Raw genomic sequence first — 18170 nt, 5'->3', positions numbered from 1 at the left:
CCTGTAATTTTATAAATCGATTCCAACACATCTGGTTTTGAATTCGAGAAATCATCAATTACTACAACATCATAACCACTCTCTAATAATTCAACACAAATATGACTACCAATATATCCGGTTCCACCTGTTACTAAGATATTCATTAGTCGATAACCTTGCAGCCACCTAGTTTTCTTACTTTTAAGATGTGGCAGCTTCCCTTTCCAAATACTTTTTCAATTTCTTCTTTATATGTTTCTACATAGCCATTTTCAACAAAGGCTTGAATCGTTCCGGCAAAACCTCCACCATGAACACGACACACGCCATGATCTTTTAAAATCATTTCAGACATAGCTAAACCTAAAGATACAGCCTGGTTCTTATAGTCAAAGTCTGCATATACGTTTTGTAGGAATTTGTAGCTTGAATTTCCTGATTCTTGAATTAATGCCTTGAAACCTTCAAAATCATCGTTGTTCAATTTTTCTACACATGTATTTACACGATTATTTTCATTGAAGAAATGAATAGCTCTTAAGATTGCACGATCATTATTTAAAGTCGTTCTTAAGTTTGCGATATTTGCATAGAACTCATCTTCATCCACTTCACGAAGAACTTCCTTACCAAAATAGTGAGCAACTTCTTTCATTTCTTGTGGTACAGCACCATAGGCATCTGTTAAATCGGCATGACTTCCCTTTGTATCTACAATACATAAACTGTGATCATATTTTGAGAAATCAACATTCACACTATTTACAATTGGGTTTGAAGTATCTTTAAAATCAATTGAAATAAGTCCACCAACAGCACATGCACATTGATCCATCAATCCACATGGTTTTCCAAAATATACATTTTCTGCATATTGACCCACTTTAGCGATCGTTACCATATCGATCTTCATATCATTGTATAATCCATCAATAATTGTACCGATAATAGATTCAAATGCTGCAGAACTTGATAGTCCAGCCCCCATTAATACATCACTCGTAATGAAAGCTTTAAATCCACCTACGTTATAGCCTAATTCTTTTAATTTAGAAACTACGCCACGAATCAAGGCTTCACTTGTTCCTAGTTCATCTTCTTTTTTGTCTAAATCATTCAAATCAATTGGTTTGATGTCAAAGTCATCAGAAATCACTTTAATTACATGATCTTGTTTAGATACAATTCCAATCGCATCTAAATTGATAGATCCTGCAAGTACACAACCGTGTTGGTGGTCTGTATGATTTCCTGAAATCTCACTTCTTCCAGCAGCACTATAAATACTCACTTCATCATCTCCAAATAATGTTTGGTATTTATCTAATGCAGCAGCATAACGTTGTTTTTGATAGTCTAATAAACTTGGATCTGCATATAGATCTTCAATCAATGCATCATATTTACCGGATACTACTTGTTCTTTAATTTCTGTTGTTTTCATTTTCTTACCTCGAATGTATATGTTGTTTCTTCTTCAAATACTTGTCCTGCTTTTAATAAAACTTTTGGATTCTCTTCTTTATGAATCGAATCGGCGATATAGCTTGTTTCAATACACAATCCATCTTGTGGATGCATAATCTTACCATATTTATCTGTCTGTCCATCTAAGTAGTTCGCACTATAGATTTGTGCCGTTGGATATGTTGTGGATACTTTTAGTTCAATACCACTTAGTGAACTGTATAAACACACTTGATTTTCTTTAGTATCAAATACATATGGATGATCATAACCTCTTGCGATGATTAATTGTTCGTCCTCTGAATGAATAAAATCTCCAATTCTTTTTTCTGTATTAAAATCAAATGCAGTCTCTTTAACATCTCTTAATTGACCTGTATATAATCCATCTAGATCTACACAACCAAATTTAGATGCTGAAATTCGTAACGTATGATCATCAATATTCGATGCATATCCATTTAAATTGAAATAGCCATGGTTTGTGATATTGATCAACGTATCTTTGTCGCTAACACCACTATATTGAATGTGTAAACTCGATTCATCTAGCCAATAGATCGCATAGAAATCTAATGTTCCAGGATAGCCTTCTTCTCCATCTTTTGATACATAGTGGAATTTAACGCCATCTTCAATTAAAGAATAATCAAATACTTTATAAGAGAATCCCTCAATACCTCCATGTAGTGAATTTGGTCCATTATTAATAGGCACATGATATTCTGTCCCATTCATTGTGAATGTACCTTTTTCAATACGATTGCATACTCGTCCAACTAAGGCATTTAAATAGGTTCCATCTCGTTTTTGATAATCTTCAACATGTTCAAATCCTAAAATACAATCACAGTCTTGATCATTCTTATCTTTCGTTACAATCTTTAAAAGAGTACAACCAAAGTTTGTAACTTCTACAGTTAAATGTGAATTTGAAATCGATAATACATCAATTCCATTCTCTAATCTTTCTTTTACCTCTACCATAATGTCTTTACAAAACGGCTAAAGCCGTCCATCCCTTCATCATCCATTTTATATACGCCGGCATTCTCTAATACAGATACGAATTTCTTTGTGACTTCCATTTCCATGAATGCATCCACATTTGAATAAGAATATGTCTTCAAGTATTCATACCAGTCTTTGTGTTTTTCAAGTTCTGGATAAGAATCAAAATCTGCTTTTCCAGATAAACATAATTTAATTTGTTCTAACTCTGTTTTTAATCGTGCTGGCAAAATAGCCAATCCCATCACTTCAATCAAACCAATATTTTCTTTTTTAATATGGTGATGTTCTGAGTGAGGATGGAAGATACCTAATGGATATTCTTCTGTAGTACGATTATTTCGTAAAACTACATCCATTTGATATTTGCCATCTTTCTTTCTTACAATTGGCGTTACTGTATTATGACGAACGCCAGATTCATTGGCAATAATATCTAAACTTTCATCACTGTATGTACACCATGTTTCAAAAATTTTAGTAGCTAGATCCAATACGTTTTCTTTCGATTTTGATGTTAATCGAAGTGTTGATAATGGCCAGTAAAGTATATCCACTTGTACATCCTTATATGTATAGCTCTTAACAACTTTTGCGTCTTCCATTGGAAAATGGTGTCTTCCACCTTGATAGTGATCATGACTTAAAATCGATCCACCAACGATAGGAAGATCTGCATTGCTTCCAATCATATAGTGTGGGAATTTATCAATAAATGCGAATAAATGCTCAAATGTAGAACGATCCATCTTCATTGGCGTATGTTCACTATTAAATACAATACAGTGCTCATTGTAGTACACATATGGTGAATATTGTAAATTGTATGTATGTCCATTTAAATCTAGTGGAATAATCCGATGTGTTTGTCTAGCTGGATGATTTAAGTTTCCGGCAAAACCGACATTTTCCTTACATAATAAACATGCAGGATACGAAGTGCTTACGGCATTTTTTGCCTTTGCGATTTCCTTTGGATCCTTCTCTGGTTTTGACAAGTTGATCGTAATTTGAATATCTCCATACTTACAGAAATGTGCAAAACTGATATTCTTATCAATTCTTGATTTACGGATATAGTTTGAATCGATACTCAACTTATAGAAGTAATCTGTTGCATCTTTAGGATTCATAGAATATAGACTCTTAAAAGTATGCACAACTTCACTAGGTCTAGGCATTACACAATTCATAATGCGAGTATCTAATAAATCTTTTTCAGTTACAGTATCCTGAATCATACCTTTTTCAACCGCATAATCTAACATGAAATCTAAAATCTCATAGACAGAACAGTCTTCTACTTCTTCTCTTTTAAATTCCTGGATACCAAATAGATCAATCAATAAATTTGCAGAATAATCATAATCGTATTTCTCAATCATTCCATTCTTTAAAGCATACTCTAATAACTGGTTAATTTTTGTGTTCATTTGTTCTCCTTCCATATAAACAAAATCAATCATTTTTATTACAGCCAAATCCCTTTTCCTGCTACACTATCCACAAAAATAATGATCAATTATTCATTTATTTATATACGGCTCATCATCAATATTATGCAGATATGGTTATAAATTTAAGATTTGCTCATTTGATTTTAGTGTAAGCGTTTTCTTCATACATGTCAACATATTCAAACAACAATTTAAACATAGATGTTGAATTTAGGTTTCAAATAATGATTATTTGTTTGTTTTTGTTTATTTGATGTTTTATTTATACAAAAAAGCCATTCTGGTATGAATGGCTCTCATTTAAAATTATCAAAAGAATCAATCACTTGTACAACTCCAGGAAGCTTTTCGTATTCTTCTTTTTTATTGGCAGAATCCACAACGACTATATTGTGACATCCTGCTTTATAAGCATTTGTAATCCCACTAACACTGTCTTCGATAATCAAACAATCTTGAATTTTAACTCCAATATTATGAGCTGCCTTTTTAAACATTGCGATCTTATTTTCATACGTTCCATCATCATAGACAATCCTAGAGGGCTCAATCCATTTATCTAGATGAAACGATTCTACAAAGAAATCAATATTTGGCTTAATAGATGCGGATGCGATTGTAAATGGAATATTTGATTCTTTTAAATAATCAAAATATTCTTCAGCTCCCTTTACTAAATGAAATGTTGCCTGATCTTCTTTACAAAATTGGCGATAATATTCTTCTTTTAACTGCGAATATTTTTCCATTTCTGATGGATCACACGTTCCACCAAACATATATTCAACAACTTTATTGTTTGGTACACCATTAATATGTTCATGAAGTTCTTCTTCATCAATTCCATGATGACGAATATCTTGCGATATTTTTGACCATGCCAAAATATGTTTTGGATTATCAAAAAACAATGTTCCATTAAAATCAAATATTACACCTTTGTATCTTTTCATTGCTAAACCTCTTTAGTTTCAGAAACACGCTTATACCAGTATGCACTTGCCTTTGGATATCTCTTCTGCGTTTCATAATCTACATAGAATAAGCCATATCGCTTGTTATAACCATTTGTCCATGAGAACATATCCATTAGTGACCAGACAAAATAACCTTTGACATTGACTCCGGCTTCAATCGCTTTTAATGTGAATTCTAAATGTCTTCTAATAAAGTCAATACGTGGTTCATCATCGATAATTCCATCTTCAAAATCATCTTTATATCCCATACCATTTTCTGTGATATAGATTGCTTTATAGTTTGGATATTGTTGGCGAATACGCACTAACATATCAAACATACTCTCTGGATGAATCAACCAATCCCAGTCTGTACGAGGAATGCCTTCCTTTTCCATTCTTCGTCCTACATTTTTTAAACAGAATCTAGAAGTTCCCTTCTCTCCTGTCCCATTATGGTGGATATCATTTTCTCCTTCATAATGTTGAATAAAACGAGATTGATAATAATTCATACCCATATAGTCATTTAATAGGGCAGCTTGTTTTAATACATCAAAGTCTTCATCTAACAACTCTAAAGAACCATTATTAATACTGACTAAACGATTCACAACTTCCATTGTTTCTATTGAATAATACCCTTTAAATGTTGCATCCAACAAGAATTGATTTTGAAGTACATCTTCATTTTTTGCAGCCTGGATATCATCCAAATTATTTTCATCAAATGGATATTTATATTCTAAAGACTGTACAACACCAATCTTTCCGTTATATCCTGCCTTTTTGTATTCCAACACAGCCAAGGCGTGTGCCACCATCATATTATGCATGATCTGGAAAGCTTTCGTCATATTATACTTTTCCCCATTTGGGAAAGTTCCCTCAATATATGTGTTTGTGGCAACAGCCCAAATTTCATTGAATGTAAACCAATACGTTACTTCATCTTTATATTCTTCAAAACAATATTTTGAAAATTCTACAAACGCCTGGATTGTTTCTCGATTCAAGAAATCACCTTTTTGGTAAAGTACATCTGGAGTATCAAAATGATGTAATGTCACAAATGGCTCTACATGATTTTTATGACATTCCTTAAATACTCTATGATAGAAATCAACACCTTCCTGGTTGATTTTTCCAGTACCTTCTGGAAAAATTCTAGCCCATGAAATAGAGATACGAATTCCGTTGACACCAAACATGTTACATAGTTTTAAATCTTGTCCATATTGATGATAGAAATCACTGGCTGGATCTGCTTTAAAACGTCCTTGTTTAGCAAGAAAATCATCCCAAGATACTTTTCCTTTACCATATTCGAGTGTGCTACCTTCGCATTGATATGCGGCAGTAGCACCTCCGAAAATAAAATCATCCGAAAATTTCATACGTTTATCCTTCCTTTACTTGTTCACAAATAAATTCAACAGCACCCTTTGGATCACGAGTTAATTTAATATATTGTGCACCCTTTGTTGCGACAACTTTAGTACCATATTTAGAAGCATCTTGTTGCACTTCTTCTAAATGCGATTGTACTTGTGGTGATAATACAACAATGTCATAATCTTTCAAGATATCATAATGTGAACCATATGCACTTGCGGTTGCATCAATTGGAAGATTTTCAATTTCTGCACCTTCTTTAACTGCATTGGCAAACATAGCTGATGTTCCAGCACCTACGCATAATACTAATACATTAATATTTTTATTTAAACTTAAAGGTTGAATTTCTTTAGCTTCTTCTTTTTTAACTTGTTCTTCTAAAGCATCTAATGCCTCTTTTTCTTTTTCTTCTTGTAGTAAAGTTGCATCATATGCCTTAATAAATGGTAAGTAAACAATTCCATCTACAACAATTAATACAACAGCTAATACAACAGCTAATAAACTAATTCCTGTACCTAAGATCAATCCAATTGGAGCTGGTGTTGCCCATGGTAATACGTAGATGAATGAATTCATTTTTAATACGTCCACAAAGAATTTGAACAATGATACGTTGATCATTGGAGTAATCAAGAATGGAATGAAGAAATATGGATTCAATACAATTGGTGTAGCGAATAACAATGGTTCATTTACCGCAAAACATACTGGAACAAATGTTGTCTTACCAACAGCTTTTAATTGTTTTGATTTTGCGAACAACATGAATAAGAATGGTACTACAAGGGTAGCTCCAGTTCCTCCCATTGTTCCTACGAAGTTTCCAAGTCCTACAGTTAATACGTTAGAGGCTTGTTCACCAGCTTTGAATAACGCTAAGTTTGCATCTACGTTAGCATAAATAATAGCTGCAATAGCTGGTTCTACAATACTTGGTCCGTGTACACCTACAAACCAGAACAATGCCATAGCACCCCAAATAATACAGATTCCTAAATATCCATCGGCAGCAGTAAATAATGGTTGAAGCAATGTGATAATAGCTTCGGCAAAAGTATAATTAAATGCAGTTCTACATGCCACATCAATCAATACACATACTAAAACTGAGAATGAGAATGGGAATACATCTCTAAACATTTGAGAAATAGTACCTGGCACTTCTTTTGGCATGTGAATTGTAACATCTTTAATAACACAGAATTTATACATATTTACAGTAATGAATGCTGAAATAAATGAAGCTAATAAGCCTTTTGTTCCTAAATATGTAGTTGAAATACCGCCATCTACATTTGAAACAGCTAACAACATAAATCCAACAATACTTGCCAACATAACACTTGTTGTATTAATAACTTTGTTTTTAGGCATTCTACGATTCATACTTTCAGCTAAACAACGAGCTGTAGTAGCCGCAACCAATAAACCAACAACACCCATTGAGTAGTTATACACTTTCCATAACCAATCTGAAACTGTAGCTGGTAATACAATTCCAAAGATTTCTGGAATCGATGCAGCTAGAATAAATACACTTGAAAATAGGATGGCTGGCATTGCAGTTAAGAAACCATCACGAACAGCTCCTAAATAAATATTTTGTGCAATCTTATCAAAGAAAGGTTTTCCTTTTTCAATTTGCTTAATAACCCCGTTTAACATTATTTATTTCCTCTTTCTTCATATAAATTAATAAAATCATCTACAATATCGCGCAATAAAATCGTTGTCATCAAGTGATCTTGCCCATGAATGAAAATGAATCCCATTTCCATGTCTTCTCCTCTAGCCTCTTGTTGTAAGATCTTTGTTTGAGACTGGTGTGCTAAATTAATATTTTCATCGGCTTCTTTTAATTTCTCCTCAACATGTTCAAAATTACCCGCACGCATTTCTTTCAACAATGATAACAATGTGCTTCTTGCATCTCCTGAATATGCAACTATTTCAAATCCAACCATACTTAACTCATCTTTAGTCATTTTCTTTTCTCCTTTTACGATGTGGCCTTATCGTTTACATCATTAGTGTAAGCGTTTTCTAATCATTTGTCAACATATTCAAACACTTTTTATCACTTATTCAAACATTTTAAAACATTTATGTAGCATTTAAGTAATATTTTAATAAAAAGTGTTTGTTTTTGTTTGTATTATGTTGACTAAATATATTTGAAATGGTATCGTTTACCATAGAAAAGGATATCGATATGTTAAAAAAAGAACGTTTAGTAAAAATTGCACATAAAGTAAATCAAAATGGAATCATTACCATTCAAGAAATCATGGATGAATTAGGTGTGTCGGATATGACCGCAAGAAGAGATTTGGATGAATTAGAAAAATCCGGAAAATTACTTAGAGTTCATGGTGGAGCACAAAGCCTTTCTTTTTCAATGGACCACGAATTAAGTCACATTGAAAAATCGTCTGTGCAAATTGAAGAAAAAAAGAGAATTGCCCATAAAGCAGCAACTCTTATTTCAGAAGGAGAATCTATTTTTTTAGGTCCTGGTACAACCATTCAATTTTTGGCTGAACAACTAACAGGAAGAAACATTCGCGTTATCACAAATAGCCTTGCCGTATTTAATATATTAGTGAATCACGCTCCTACTGAAGTCATACTAACTGGCGGTGATTACAGAGATAACACAAATACATTTGTGGGTCCTATCACAAATTTAGTATTGGGTAAATTAAAATATAATAAATCCTTTATCAGTTGTAACGGAATCTACAATTCATCTATCACAACCTATTCATTAGAGGAAGGTGAATCGCAACAGATCGCATTAGATAATTCTAAAAATAAATATCTATTGGCCGACAACAAGAAATTCAACCGTGCCGACTTCTATATTTATTATGATCTATTTAACTTTGACACTTTAATTACCGACAACACCATTGATGATGAAGTTTTATCACACTACAAACAATATGTACAAATTATGACAGTTTAAAAGGAGGCAAAATTTGCCTCCTTTTTACTCTTCATCCTCATCATCTTCACGATCTACACGTCTGAATAGATGTTTCTTTTCTTTACCCGTATGCTGTTCTAAAGTGTTCCAATCTGTATCTAATTCTTCTTCACTTTCAGAAGTATCATAGAAATCTTTACTTTCTTCGATTGCACGACTTTCACGAATCCTTAATTTAGATTTTAATTCACGAGCCCTCTTCTTGGATTTTCTAAGCATTCTGCCATACATGCAGAATACAATAAATGAAATTAAGAATAGACCTGCGCATAATACGATTCCTGCTAAATAGCCTTGGAAATACACTTGTAATAGTCCTGTCACAACGCAACATGCCATACAAATAAACACTAAGAACATTGTTGAGCGACATGAACTTGAATATTTCTTAAAGAAACGGAATTTTTCTGAATCATTATCAATTTCTTTACGATATTCTCCATCTTCTTCTTCATTTCTAAAAGTAAACCAACCCGCATCACTTTTCTTTTTACCATCTGATTTAGAAACCAATTTCCATCCATCAGATTCCCACTCGCGCCATTGATCTGCATCTGGCTCATCCACAAAATAGTTCATAGAATAATAATACGTTTTGGGCTGACCTTTTCTAAAGAAATATTTCTTTCCTTCTTGACGCACAAAGTGATAACCTTCACTAGATTTATCTTGAAGATATTGTTCTATTTTTGGATATTCCGCATATAAGAATTTCTTTCTTTCCTCATAAAGATCTTCATCTTCACCTTCATCGTCATCCACATATTCGTCCTCAAAATCTTCTTCATCATCCAATACTTCTTGAACTGGTTGTTCTTCCTCAATTGGTTTCGCATTAAAAGACTTTAATTCGTTTTCAATTGATTCTGTTGTAAAATCATCATCAACATCCAATTTTTCAACAACAATCTTTTCAGGTTCTTCAACCACTTTTGGTTTTTCTTCAATGAATTTTGTTTTTTCTTCAACCAATGGCTTATCATCTACTTTTGGCTCTTCCACAACATGCTTTTCAATAGGTGCCTCTACTTCTTCAATTGAAGTACTAGGTGTGATATCTACTGACTCTGCAACTTCATCGTCAAAAATATTCTCATTGATTTTTACATGTGTTCTTGCGCTTCGTTTTCCAAAGATGGTCTTCTTTTCTGGCTCTTCATCAATATGGAAAATGTTTTCAGCATTAAAATCATGTAATTCTGGTTCATGTATATCTAAAGATTTAATTCGATCCGTTCTTTTTAGACGTCTAAGCTCTTCTAAAGCACTGGGATTCTTTTCATTTTCATTTGCCATAAATATCCCTCCAATTATAATATTGTACTAATTTAATGTATATTCGTCAAATTCACTTGTGTATTTACCATTCTTGAAAATATGGATCTTTTTACCATTTTTTAATGTAGCTTCAATCGATAAATCACTGGTTCCTACCATGAAATCTACATGCGTAAACGATTGATTCATACCATGTTCCAACAATTCTTCTTCACTCATTTCTAAACCTTTTTCAATGCATTCATTATAGCTTGCACCCAAGGCAAAATGACATGAAGCATTTTCATCAATCAGTGTTTCATAAAACAAAGTATCCAATGCACTAATAGGCGATCCATAAGGAACTAAGGCAATTTCACCAAGATATTTTGACCCTTCATCCGTTTCTAAAATACTAGTCAAAACCTCTTTTCCTTCTTTGGCATCATAATCCACAACTTGCCCATCCTTAAATTCAAACCAGAAATCTTTTACGATTGCACCATTGTAAGCCAAAGGTAAAGCACTATATAATTTACCATTTACACCCGTCTTTTTAGGTGCAGAAAAAATTTCTTCTGTAGGAATATTTGGGAAATAGTAGTTACCATTATCTAAAAAGGATCCTCCACCTGCAAATACATAACCTTCTGGAAGTTCAACTACTAAATCCGTTCCTAAAGAATTTGTATAATGAACACTTTCGATATCTAAATGATTTAAAATATGGACTCGCTTATCAAAAGATGCACGATGCTCGTTCCAGTTTTCATTGGCATCCTTTTCGTCTACACGACTAATTTTTAATACTGCATTCCACAAATCAGATAATGCATCTTCTGATTCTGGATATACCTTTTTAGCCCAAGCCATAGTTGGAACACTGGCCACACACCATGCTGCATGCATATAATCCAATTTATCACGATATGGCTGTGTCATTCCTCTTAATGCCTTTCGATAATTTGCCATTAATTTTGGCTCTACCCCCTTCATTCCATCAGGATCTTCACCAACTAAGCTCAAATAACAAGCTCCCTTTTCAGCCGTTTCATTATGGAATAAAGCTTCATAATCATAAGGCATACAATTACCTGAAAGATATCTCATACGATTGATTTCATCATCACTATAGCGAACAATTACATCTTTTGCGCCAACATCAAAACATGATTTCACAATCAAACGAACAAATTCATTCATTTCTACGTTAGCACGAACAACTACTATTTGATCTTTTTGAACATTCAAGCCCGAACGAACAATTAAGTCTGCATATTTTTCTTTTAAATTCATTTTATTTTCCTCGATTCTTTCACCTATTATACCAAAAGAAAGAGCACCTTTCGATGCTCTTATTTACTAAATTGTTCTTTTTTTATCTGATCAAAAAATGCCTTGGGATTTTCACACATCGAATGACTGCCACAATGTGAACAACCTCCACCACAACTTGATTTTCCACTCTTTTTATCTTTATAAATGCTTCGACAAGCAAAGCCTGCACATGCACATACAACCAATAAAACTAGAAATGTTGATAGATTCATGAAACCCCTCCTTTTACATTATTTTACCGCAAATTCAACTTCAGCAGTATCACTTTCTTTTGATGGACGAACCAACAAATAAATTAAACCAATCAATAAGATAAATCCAACAATCGTTCCAAATCCAAAAGATCCACCATTGAATAAACTACCTAATTGATAAACGATCAGTGAACATACATAAGCGAATCCACATTGATATCCAATGGCAATCCAAAACCATTTTGTGTTATTCATTTCACGTTTGATAGCTCCCATTGCTGCAAAACATGGAGCACACAACAAGTTAAATACCATGAATGAATAGGCAGCTAGTGGTGTAAAGCTTGCCGATAATTGTCCCCAGAATTCATTTCCTTCTTCAGCGACTTCAGCAAATCCATATAATTGTCCAAATGTTGCGACAACATTTTCTTTGGCAATTAAACCTGTTACACTAGCAACTGCAGCTTTCCAATCGCCCCAACCAAGTGGTGAGAAGATCCATGCGAATGTTTGTCCAATTGAAGATAGAATTGAATGATCAATATCATCAACCATGCCAAATGCGCCTTTTTCCCATCCAAATCCTTGTAAGAACCACAATACGATTGTAGATAATAAGATAATTGTTCCAGCCTTTTTAATAAAGCTTGAACCACGTTCCCACATACTTCTTAATACATTAACTGCACGAGGTGTGTGGTATGCTGGCATTTCCATGACGAATGGAGCAGGATCTCCGGCAAATAATTTTGTCTTCTTTAACATAATACCAGAAATAATAACAGCTGCCATACCTACAAAGTAAGCACTTGGAGCTACCCAGCTAGCACCATGGAAAATAGCACCGGCAATTAAACCGATGATTGGCATTTTTGCACCACATGGAATGAATGTTGTTGTCATGATTGTCATCTTACGATCACGATCACTTTCAATGGTACGACTTGCCATAACAGCAGGCACACCACAGCCTGTACCAATCAACATAGGAATAAATGATTTTCCTGATAATCCAAACTTACGGAAAATACGGTCCATGATAAAGGCAACACGTGCCATATATCCACAATCTTCCAAGATAGCTAAGAAGAAGAATAATACTAACATCTGTGGTACAAAGCCAATGACAGCACCTACACCACCAATAATACCATCCACAATCAATCCATGTAACCAATCTGCACATTGAATTGAAGTTAAGAAACTATCCACTGCAGGAGGAATAATTTCACCAAACAAGACATCATTTGTCCAGTCAGTTACAATAGTTCCTACTGTAGTTACTGAAATATAATATACAAACCACATTACAAGGGCAAATATTGGAAGTGCTAAAACTCGGTTAGTGACAATACGGTCGATCTTATCCGAAGTAGTTAATACTTCTTTAGATCCTTTTTTGTAACAATCTTTAATTGCACTTGTGATATATGTATAACGAGCATCTGTAATAATTGATTCACTATCATCATCCATTGACTTTTCTACAGTTTCAATCACATCTGCATCTGCCTTTGATTTGATAGCCGCTTCAATCTTATCATCTCTTTCAAACAATTTAACGGCATAGAAGAAACGACGACTTGCTTCAATACTTGAAGGCAAACTTGTTTCAATTGTATTCAATGCATTTAATACTTTACCTGCATAAATATTTTTAGCTTTACATTGCGTATTCGCCACCTTTTTTACCTCAGCCATCAACTCTTTGATTCCTGTGTTTTTCAAAGCTGAAATTGGTAATACAGGACAACCTAATTCTTTTGATAACTTTTTATAGTCAATTGTATCTTTTCTTTTTTCAATGACATCCAACATGTTGATCGCAACAACTGTTGGAATACCCAACTCTAAAATTTGTGTTGTTAAAAATAAGTTTCTTTCTAAGTTAGAACCATCAATGATGTTTAACACAACATCAACATTTCCATTTAATAAAAATTCACGAGATACAACTTCTTCCAAAGTGTATGGTGATAATGAATAAATACCTGGTAAATCCGTGATTTTAATATCTTTATCTTCCTTATACTTTCCTTCTTTTTTCTCAACTGTAACCCCTGGCCAGTTACCTACATATTGTGTAGCACCTGTTAAACCATTAAACAATGTAGTTTTACCACAGTTCGGATTACCTGCTAATGCGACTTGAATTGACATAATTCCCTCCTATTTTTAACTTTACTCTACTTCAATCATTTCTGCGTCGGCTTTACGAAGCGATAATTGATATCCACGAACGGTTAATTCAATAGGATCTCCTAATGGTGCTACCTTTTGAACAGTTACACTTACTCCTTTAGTAATTCCCATATCCATAATTCTTCGTTTTGTTGCTCCTTGACCAGACAATTTCTTTACAGTAACTGTTTGACCAATTGAAACTTCCTTTAAAGTCATAATTACTCCTTTCTACACCATGATCTTTCTTGCGAGTTCTTCACTAATGGCTATTCGAACCTCTTTGACATTCACAATTACATTTCCATTGGTTTTACTCACAATCACAATCACAGTCCCAGGCACAAAGCCTAAGTTTTCTAAGTGTCGTTGTTGTTCTTTAGAACCACCAATTTTTTTGATTGTATTGACCGAATTTAAATCTGCAAAAGATAATGGCATATCGAACCCTCCTAGTTAGACACTTCTAACACAGTTAGTTTACTCTTACAATAAAGCAATGTCAACAAAAAGTTACACACGATTAACTTAGTTTGACTGTTCTAACTATTTGGTGTATTTTTTCATTGGAGAATTAAACATATGAACTTACCAACAATTATTATATGTGTCATTTTAGTAATTATTATCTGTATTGGAATTCGTTCCACGAAAAAAAGAGCCACATCAGGATGTTGTGGTTCTAGTGAAACCATAAAAAAAGTAAGGGTAAAAGATAAAAACAAAGAGCATTACCCTTACAAAGCCGTTTTAAAAGTATATGACATTCATTGTCAAAGTTGTGTTCATACCATTGAAAATGCGTTCAATAGCCAAGAAGGCTTTACTGCCAAAGTAAACACAGAAGATAATACCGTGACTATATTATCTAAACAACAACATCCAATAGATGAATTAATCAATACTTTATCTAACGTTGGATATATTTCAAAGGCTATATAGAAAAAAACTGGATCAAAAATCCAGTTTTTTTATAAATAATTACGCGTACATGATGCAGCAATCGCAAACGTACTTCCGTTATGTAATAAGCTTGTAGTGTTTGGACTCATCAAGCCTAAAGCACCTAGTCCAATCAAGCTTGAATTAAAGGCCACGATAAAACGATAATTCGCATGAATACGCTCGAATAAATTCATAGCAAGTCGACGAAGTATAACAAGCTCATTTAAATTGCTTGAAACAAGTGTAATGTCCGCGAGTTCTCGAGCTAAATCTGAACTATCCTGCATAGAAATAGAAACATCTGCCGTTGAGAGTGCTGGCGTATCATTGATACCATCTCCAACCATAATCACAGTATGTCCGTGATCCTTCAACATCTTAATATATGCAGCCTTATCTTCTGGTAAAACTGATGCACGATAATCATCTAAATCCAATTCATGAGCCACTGTTTTTGCGGCACTATCACAATTCCCTGTCAACATAACGACTTTAGTCATTCCTAATGTGTTTAAATTATGATTAGCTTGTTTTCCTCAAGCTTTAAAGGATCATAAATACTGATAATTCCAGCGACTTGATTGTCAATCTCAAGATAAATCATAGATTCGGCTATTTCACTTTCTAAAGAACCAATCGTTTCGTTTAATTCTTCTGTTTTTGGAATACCTTCATCTTCAAATATTAAATGATCACTACCAATAATGGCACGCTTACCATAAAATCTTGTCGCAATACCATGCGCAAGGATATATTCAACCTTGGCATACTCTTCATCATGAATTAAGCCTTCTTTTTTGCCTGGTTTACAATCGCATTGGCTACACTATGAGGAAAATGCTCTTCAAGACAAGCTGCAATCCTTAATACTTCATCACGCGTATACCCATTTAAAGGAACTACTTTCTTTACGGTTGGATTGGCGTTTGTCAAAGTACCCGTCTTATCAAAGACAATCACATCCGCATCTTTGATTGCCTCTAAATACTTACCACCTTTTACTAAAACATTTCGTTTACTAGCTTCTAGCATAGCACTAATAACCGCAATGGAAGTCGATAATCGAATGGCACAAGAATAGTCCACCATCAATACTGATGTTGCGCGTGTTACATTTCTTGTCAAAGCTAAAACGCCAAAGAAACCTAAAAAACTAAATGGAACAATAGAATCTGCCAAATACTCAGCCTTAGCTTGAATACTTGCCTTTAATGATTCATTTGTATCAATCATCTTAACAATATTACTAATGCGACTTTCATCTTGTAAATTACGAACACGAATAAACCGTTTACCTTCTTCAACTAAAGTGCCCGCAAATACTGTGTCATTTTTCTTTACATGTTTAGAAAGAGGCTCTCCCGTAAAGCTAGATTCATTGATCATTGCTTCTCCATCCACGACTTCTCCATCGATTGGAATCATAGAACCCATTTTTGAGATGACTACATCCCCTTTTTGAAGCTTAGACATGGCAATCTCTTGTTCTACACCATCTTCTAAAATCCACACTTTATCAAATTGAATCGATAAACTATTGGATAATTCCAATTTTGTTTTCTTACGTGTGTAATCTTCTAACAAGTCAGAAATATTTAGTAACATCATAATATTTCCTGCAATCGTATAATTCTTTTGAATTAAACTTACACCAATGCTTGTGGCATCCAATAAAGGAACATTGATTTTACATTGTAAAAGTGAATTAAATCCTTCTCGAATAAACTGAATGGACTTATAAATCGTAATCGCATTGCCAAGTCCCATTGGTAAAAACATTTAATGAAATAACGTTTACCAATAATCTTAAAGAACCGATTCATATATTCTCGACTCATAGCAATAGCTTCTGGTGTTTGTGAATGAACTACAATCGAAGAAGTATCTGCATTTTGAAGATATTGGATATCTAAATTCTTTAGTTTATTCAGTAACAAACCTTTTTGTGCTTTGTCATACGACATCAAAACACTACCCGTAACGTTGATGACCTCCACACTCTCAATCATAGGCCATGCATAAAGATCCTTTTTTAAAACTTCGCCCTGAACACTAGAAAACTTATTCTTTCCATAGCGAATTCGCATTCGACCCGGAATGTCATGGACAATAGTAAAACTACTCATTTTATTCGCCTTCGTGTTGAACTTTGGCTTCTTCTAATAAATCCTTTGCATCCTCTTTAATTGTCTCATACTTATAAGTTGTGTCCGATTTAAGCTTCATTCCACCAGCTAAACCTTTAACAGCTAAATCATGGGCTGTGTTACTTTTTAAAAACTTAGACCCAGCTAGAGCTGTCGCTGCACCTCCAATAAAAGTCCACATTGTTTTGTTTTTCCATCCGTCTTTCATAATATATATCATCCTTAGAACTATGAATGTAAGTTAGAATTAGTTGTTTCTAACTTACAGTTAGTATAATCTTACTTTTTTCAATTTGTAAACAAAAAAGGACATTTTTAAAATGTCCTCATCTTATGAAATCAAATTATTAAACAAGTGAAAAAAGCGATTCCATAATTGCATTTAGTGATAGTTAGTTAAATCTAATCTCTTAAGTTATACCCTACACAGAATAATTTGTCAACAAGAAACAAGAAAAGACTTTTTCTGCAAAAAAGTCACACGTCTAAATGACGTGCCCGGTTCGTTTCCAGTCGTCCGGTAACATTTCAATATCTACTCCATCTTTCTGAATCATTCGGTATCCCGATACATTCAGTCTTTATCGATGGAGTTTTTATTGTATGCTTTATTTATAAACACTTCAGAATTTCATCCATGATCTATGTACCTATCTTCCAGTAAGATATCATAAACTTCTGGTTCTGATTATTTATCTTATTTAATCCACAAATCCCATGCCTCTTCGATTGATCACATAGGCTGCACAATAATGTACACTCAATCCTTTGATCTTTGTATACTTTTCTTTTCCTATCTTACTCGTATTTCTTGGATCTACTTTAATTACATCTACTTC

Annotated in this window: 20 protein-coding genes; 2 read left to right on the top strand and 18 right to left on the bottom strand. The window is 33.7% G+C overall.

The genetic code is table 11. The features are described 5' to 3' along the window. The 8 genes from H8911_RS09265 to H8911_RS09230 form a co-directional block, all read right to left on the bottom strand. Positions 1–146: NAD-dependent epimerase/dehydratase family protein (locus H8911_RS09265; protein ID WP_186999448.1), on the bottom strand; the 146-nt coding region annotated here is incomplete at its 3' end. Next, positions 146–1426 carry a galactokinase gene (locus tag H8911_RS09260; protein WP_186999447.1) on the bottom strand — a complete coding sequence of 427 codons (1281 nt, stop codon included), beginning with the start codon at positions 1424–1426 and terminating at the stop codon, positions 146–148. The genes H8911_RS09260 and H8911_RS09265, both read right to left, overlap by 1 nt. Beyond that, on the bottom strand, positions 1423–2436 hold the full coding sequence (locus H8911_RS09255) for an aldose epimerase family protein (protein ID WP_186999446.1): 1014 nt from the start codon (positions 2434–2436) through the stop codon (positions 1423–1425). Before H8911_RS09255 ends, H8911_RS09260 begins: the two co-directional genes overlap by 4 nt. Continuing rightward, positions 2430–3893 (bottom strand): UDP-glucose--hexose-1-phosphate uridylyltransferase, encoded by a 1464-nt coding sequence (locus H8911_RS09250; protein WP_186999445.1) that lies wholly within the window; start codon positions 3891–3893, stop codon positions 2430–2432. The genes H8911_RS09255 and H8911_RS09250 overlap by 7 nt, the downstream gene beginning before the upstream one ends. 320 nt (positions 3894–4213) lie before the next feature. Next, positions 4214–4870, bottom strand: coding sequence for an HAD family hydrolase (locus H8911_RS09245; RefSeq protein WP_186999444.1), 657 nt, complete (start codon positions 4868–4870; stop codon positions 4214–4216). Positions 4871–4872: 2 nt separating this feature from the next. Then, entirely contained in the window at positions 4873–6273 is a 1401-nt protein-coding gene (gene lacG, locus H8911_RS09240; protein WP_186999443.1) for a 6-phospho-beta-galactosidase, read from the bottom strand. Between the two features lie 4 nt (positions 6274–6277). Then, positions 6278–7942 carry a PTS transporter subunit EIIC gene (locus tag H8911_RS09235; RefSeq protein WP_186999442.1) on the bottom strand — a complete coding sequence of 555 codons (1665 nt, stop codon included), beginning with the start codon at positions 7940–7942 and terminating at the stop codon, positions 6278–6280. Then, entirely contained in the window at positions 7942–8262 is a 321-nt protein-coding gene (locus H8911_RS09230; RefSeq protein WP_117925787.1) for a PTS sugar transporter subunit IIA, read from the bottom strand. The genes H8911_RS09235 and H8911_RS09230 overlap by 1 nt, the downstream gene beginning before the upstream one ends. Before the next feature lie 227 nt (positions 8263–8489). Between H8911_RS09230 and H8911_RS09225 the strand changes: the two genes are divergently transcribed. Then, positions 8490–9245, top strand: coding sequence for a DeoR/GlpR family DNA-binding transcription regulator (locus H8911_RS09225; protein WP_186999441.1), 756 nt, complete (start codon positions 8490–8492; stop codon positions 9243–9245). A gap of 24 nt (positions 9246–9269) precedes the next feature. Here H8911_RS09225 and H8911_RS09220 read toward each other — a convergent pair whose 3' ends face one another. From H8911_RS09220 to H8911_RS09195, 6 genes are read right to left on the bottom strand one after another with little or no spacing between them, the layout of a single operon-like run. Then, positions 9270–10562 carry a DUF2812 domain-containing protein gene (locus tag H8911_RS09220; protein WP_186999440.1) on the bottom strand — a complete coding sequence of 431 codons (1293 nt, stop codon included), beginning with the start codon at positions 10560–10562 and terminating at the stop codon, positions 9270–9272. Positions 10563–10589: 27 nt separating this feature from the next. Then, positions 10590–11819, bottom strand: a complete 1230-nt coding sequence (locus H8911_RS09215) for an aminopeptidase (RefSeq protein WP_186999439.1) — start codon at positions 11817–11819, stop codon at positions 10590–10592. Between the two features lie 59 nt (positions 11820–11878). Further along, positions 11879–12073, bottom strand: coding sequence for a FeoB-associated Cys-rich membrane protein (locus H8911_RS09210; RefSeq protein WP_117925779.1), 195 nt, complete (start codon positions 12071–12073; stop codon positions 11879–11881). An 18-nt stretch (positions 12074–12091) separates the two neighbouring features. Continuing rightward, entirely contained in the window at positions 12092–14218 is a 2127-nt protein-coding gene (gene feoB / locus H8911_RS09205) for a ferrous iron transport protein B (RefSeq protein WP_186999438.1), read from the bottom strand. A gap of 21 nt (positions 14219–14239) precedes the next feature. Beyond that, positions 14240–14458 carry a FeoA family protein gene (locus tag H8911_RS09200; protein WP_117925775.1) on the bottom strand — a complete coding sequence of 73 codons (219 nt, stop codon included), beginning with the start codon at positions 14456–14458 and terminating at the stop codon, positions 14240–14242. A gap of 12 nt (positions 14459–14470) precedes the next feature. Further along, the gene (locus H8911_RS09195) at positions 14471–14680 is read right to left on the bottom strand and encodes a FeoA family protein (protein WP_117926819.1); all 210 of its coding nucleotides are present in this window, start codon (positions 14678–14680) and stop codon (positions 14471–14473) included. A 141-nt stretch (positions 14681–14821) separates the two neighbouring features. On the opposite strand from H8911_RS09195, the gene H8911_RS09190 reads away from it, so the two are divergent. After that, a complete protein-coding gene (locus tag H8911_RS09190) occupies positions 14822–15181 on the top strand; it encodes a heavy-metal-associated domain-containing protein (protein ID WP_186999437.1) in 360 nt (119 codons plus the stop codon). A gap of 29 nt (positions 15182–15210) precedes the next feature. Here the strand turns inward: H8911_RS09190 and H8911_RS12760 are convergent, their stop codons facing one another. The 4 genes from H8911_RS12760 to H8911_RS09180 all read right to left on the bottom strand — a co-directional run bounded on the left by H8911_RS12760 (position 15211) and on the right by H8911_RS09180 (position 17539). Then, a complete protein-coding gene (locus tag H8911_RS12760; protein WP_439649324.1) occupies positions 15211–15684 on the bottom strand; it encodes an HAD-IC family P-type ATPase in 474 nt (157 codons plus the stop codon). A 283-nt stretch (positions 15685–15967) separates the two neighbouring features. Then, a complete protein-coding gene (locus H8911_RS12755; protein WP_255466348.1) occupies positions 15968–16789 on the bottom strand; it encodes an HAD-IC family P-type ATPase in 822 nt (273 codons plus the stop codon). Between the two features lie 41 nt (positions 16790–16830). Continuing rightward, positions 16831–17310: an HMA2 domain-containing protein gene (locus tag H8911_RS12750; protein ID WP_255466346.1), complete on the bottom strand. Its 480-nt coding sequence runs from the start codon at positions 17308–17310 to the stop codon at positions 16831–16833. A gap of 1 nt (position 17311) precedes the next feature. Then, the gene (locus H8911_RS09180) at positions 17312–17539 is read right to left on the bottom strand and encodes a DUF1490 domain-containing protein (protein ID WP_117926821.1); all 228 of its coding nucleotides are present in this window, start codon (positions 17537–17539) and stop codon (positions 17312–17314) included. Positions 17540–18170: the final 631 nt, after the last annotated feature.

The sequence above is a fragment of the Holdemanella hominis genome, assembly GCF_014306155.1.
In the GTDB taxonomy this organism is placed as follows: Bacteria; Bacillota_I; Bacilli_A; order Erysipelotrichales; family Erysipelotrichaceae; genus Holdemanella; species Holdemanella hominis.
This window is presented reverse-complemented; position numbering and strand designations above follow the sequence as displayed.

Bases quoted from the DNA above. Each gene is read 5' to 3' on its own strand.
- H8911_RS09235 (WP_186999442.1), bottom strand. From the start codon at position 7,942: ATGTTAAACGGGGTTATTAAGCAAATTGAAAAAGGAAAACCTTTCTTT.
- H8911_RS09250 (WP_186999445.1), bottom strand. From the start codon at position 3,893: ATGAACACAAAAATTAACCAGTTATTAGAGTATGCTTTAAAGAATGGA.
- H8911_RS09225 (WP_186999441.1), top strand. From the start codon at position 8,490: ATGTTAAAAAAAGAACGTTTAGTAAAAATTGCACATAAAGTAAATCAA.
- H8911_RS12750 (WP_255466346.1), bottom strand. From the start codon at position 17,310: ATGAGTAGTTTTACTATTGTCCATGACATTCCGGGTCGAATGCGAATT.
- lacG (WP_186999443.1), bottom strand. From the start codon at position 6,273: ATGAAATTTTCGGATGATTTTATTTTCGGAGGTGCTACTGCCGCATAT.
- H8911_RS09255 (WP_186999446.1), bottom strand. From the start codon at position 2,436: ATGGTAGAGGTAAAAGAAAGATTAGAGAATGGAATTGATGTATTATCG.
- H8911_RS09195 (WP_117926819.1), bottom strand. From the start codon at position 14,680: ATGCCATTATCTTTTGCAGATTTAAATTCGGTCAATACAATCAAAAAA.
- feoB (WP_186999438.1), bottom strand. From the start codon at position 14,218: ATGTCAATTCAAGTCGCATTAGCAGGTAATCCGAACTGTGGTAAAACT.
- H8911_RS09190 (WP_186999437.1), top strand. From the start codon at position 14,822: ATGAACTTACCAACAATTATTATATGTGTCATTTTAGTAATTATTATC.
- H8911_RS09215 (WP_186999439.1), bottom strand. From the start codon at position 11,819: ATGAATTTAAAAGAAAAATATGCAGACTTAATTGTTCGTTCGGGCTTG.
- H8911_RS09220 (WP_186999440.1), bottom strand. From the start codon at position 10,562: ATGGCAAATGAAAATGAAAAGAATCCCAGTGCTTTAGAAGAGCTTAGA.
- H8911_RS09260 (WP_186999447.1), bottom strand. From the start codon at position 1,426: ATGAAAACAACAGAAATTAAAGAACAAGTAGTATCCGGTAAATATGAT.
- H8911_RS12760 (WP_439649324.1), bottom strand. From the start codon at position 15,684: ATGACTAAAGTCGTTATGTTGACAGGGAATTGTGATAGTGCCGCAAAA.
- H8911_RS09210 (WP_117925779.1), bottom strand. From the start codon at position 12,073: ATGAATCTATCAACATTTCTAGTTTTATTGGTTGTATGTGCATGTGCA.
- H8911_RS09245 (WP_186999444.1), bottom strand. From the start codon at position 4,870: ATGAAAAGATACAAAGGTGTAATATTTGATTTTAATGGAACATTGTTT.
- H8911_RS09200 (WP_117925775.1), bottom strand. From the start codon at position 14,458: ATGACTTTAAAGGAAGTTTCAATTGGTCAAACAGTTACTGTAAAGAAA.
- H8911_RS12755 (WP_255466348.1), bottom strand. From the start codon at position 16,789: ATGTTACTAAATATTTCTGACTTGTTAGAAGATTACACACGTAAGAAA.
- H8911_RS09180 (WP_117926821.1), bottom strand. From the start codon at position 17,539: ATGAAAGACGGATGGAAAAACAAAACAATGTGGACTTTTATTGGAGGT.
- H8911_RS09230 (WP_117925787.1), bottom strand. From the start codon at position 8,262: ATGACTAAAGATGAGTTAAGTATGGTTGGATTTGAAATAGTTGCATAT.